Annotated in this window: 2 protein-coding genes; both read right to left on the reverse strand. The window is 69.7% G+C overall.

Translation table 11 applies throughout. The features are described 5' to 3' along the window. Positions 1-111: 111 nt before the first annotated feature. Positions 112-912 carry a UDP-2,3-diacylglucosamine diphosphatase gene (locus tag DCO49_RS19925; RefSeq protein ID WP_116865454.1) on the reverse strand — a complete coding sequence of 267 codons (801 nt, stop codon included), beginning with the start codon at positions 910-912 and terminating at the stop codon, positions 112-114. Beyond that, positions 909-1,894, reverse strand: a 986-nt coding sequence (locus DCO49_RS19930; RefSeq protein WP_116865455.1) for a GNAT family N-acetyltransferase, incomplete at its 5' end; no start/stop codon positions are given. The genes DCO49_RS19930 and DCO49_RS19925, both read right to left, overlap by 4 nt.

Genomic DNA, 1,894 nt, shown 5'->3' on the forward strand with positions numbered 1-1,894 from the left:
GCCCTGGTCGCGGTGATGCGCAAGATGCTGGTGATCCTCAACGCCCGCAAGCGGGACGCGGAGGCCCAGATGGCCTCCGCCTAACAAGACAGTTGCTACAGAAGGCAGGCGCTACGCCGCCTGCGACATCCGCACGCCGGGCAGTTCCACCAGGGTCTGCCCATGGTGGTCCAGCAGGCGCAGCGCGCCATCATGATCCTCGGCCAGCGCGGTCAGGCTTTCCACCCAGTCGCCGTCGTTCGCATAGACCAGCCCATCGCGCTCGACCAGCGCCGCACGGTGGATGTGGCCGCAGATGATGCCGTCCAGCCCGCGCCGGCGCACATCATCCAGGCCGGCCTGGACGAAGCGCTCGATGTAGCGCTCGGCGGCGCCGCTGCGCTTCTTCAGGAATTCGGACAGCGACCAGTAGCGCATGCCCAGCCGGCGCCGCACCGCGTTCAACGCCTGGTTGCCGGTGAGGATGCGGTAGTACAGCCAGTCGCCGAAGCGCTCCTGCAGGCCACCGAACTGGGTCACGCCGTCGTAGTCATCACCGTGCGCCACCAGCAGGCGGCGGCCGTCGGCGGTCACATGGATGGCGCGGCGGCGCACCTGCATCGCCGGCAGCATCAGCCCGCACACATGGCGCAGCGAGGCATCGTGGTTGCCGGGGATGTAGATGATCTCGGTGCCAGCGCGGCGCAGCGCATGCAGTGCCTGGATCACCTCGCTGTGCGAAGCACGCCAGTTGGCACGGCGGTGCGCCATCCACCACAGGTCGATGATGTCGCCGACCAGGTACAGCCGCTCGCAGCGCAGCTGGCCGAGGAAGGCGGCCAGTTCGGCGGCGTGGCAGTGGCGCGACCCGAGGTGCACATCGGAGACGAACACTGAACGCCGGTGCGGCGACAGGTTCGCCAGCGCGCTCATGCCGGCATCCCCGCGTCGCGCAGGTAGCGTTTGCGTTTGTTTGGCCGGATCGCCTGCAGGTCCACTTCGATCAGGCCGTCGATCGAATCGCTGAAATCCGGATCGACGCCGAACGCCAGGAAGCGCGCGCCGCCGGGTTCGCACAGATCGGTGTACTGGCGGTACAGCGTCGGCACACCCGTGCCCAGTGCGGCCAGGTTGGCCTTCAGCACGTCGAAGGCGGCGCCCGTGTCGAGTTCGCCAAAGCTGGGCGGTGCGGCGAAATACTGGAACGGCTGGTTGGATTCGACCAGGCCGCTGCGGCCGCCGTAATACCGCTGGTAGTAGGCCACCAGCTGCTCGCGTGCCTCGCGTGGCAGTGCGGCGCTGATCGACACCGCGCCGAACAGGTAGCGGATGCCCGGCTGGCACTGCAGGTAGGCGCCGATGCCCTGCCACAGGTAATCCAGGCTGCGGCTGCCCCAGTAATCGGGCACCACGAAGCTGCGGCCCAGTTCCAGGCCTTCGGCGATGCGGGTGATGGCATCGTCGGAATAGCGGAACAGCGAGGCGCTGTAGAGCCCGGCCAGGCCGCGGCGGGCCAGCGCCTGTGCGCCGCGCATGATGCGGTAGGCACCGGCGATGCGCTGTGCGCTGCCGTCCCAGATGACGATGTGCTGGTACTGCAGGTCGTAGTCGTCCAGGTCGCGGCTGCGGCCGGTACCCTCGCCCACCTGGCGGAAGGTCAGTTCACGCAGCCGGCCCAGCTCGCGCAGCAGCGCAGAGTCGGCCGTGCAGGTGGCCAGCAGGATCTGCTTGCCGTCGCCGGTCTGGCCCAGCACCGTGGCCCGGGCAATGTCGGCGGCCACCTGCGCCGGCGACACCGGGGCGGCCAGCGGCTCGGGGCCGGCCAGCAGGCTGCCGGTGGCACTGTCCGCGGGGCCCAGCGCATACAGCGCGCGGCGCACGGCCAGCAGCTGCGCGCCGGGGTCGCCCTGGCCCA

The sequence above is a fragment of the Stenotrophomonas sp. SPM genome (assembly GCF_003105135.1).
Taxonomy (GTDB): Bacteria; Pseudomonadota; Gammaproteobacteria; order Xanthomonadales; family Xanthomonadaceae; genus Stenotrophomonas.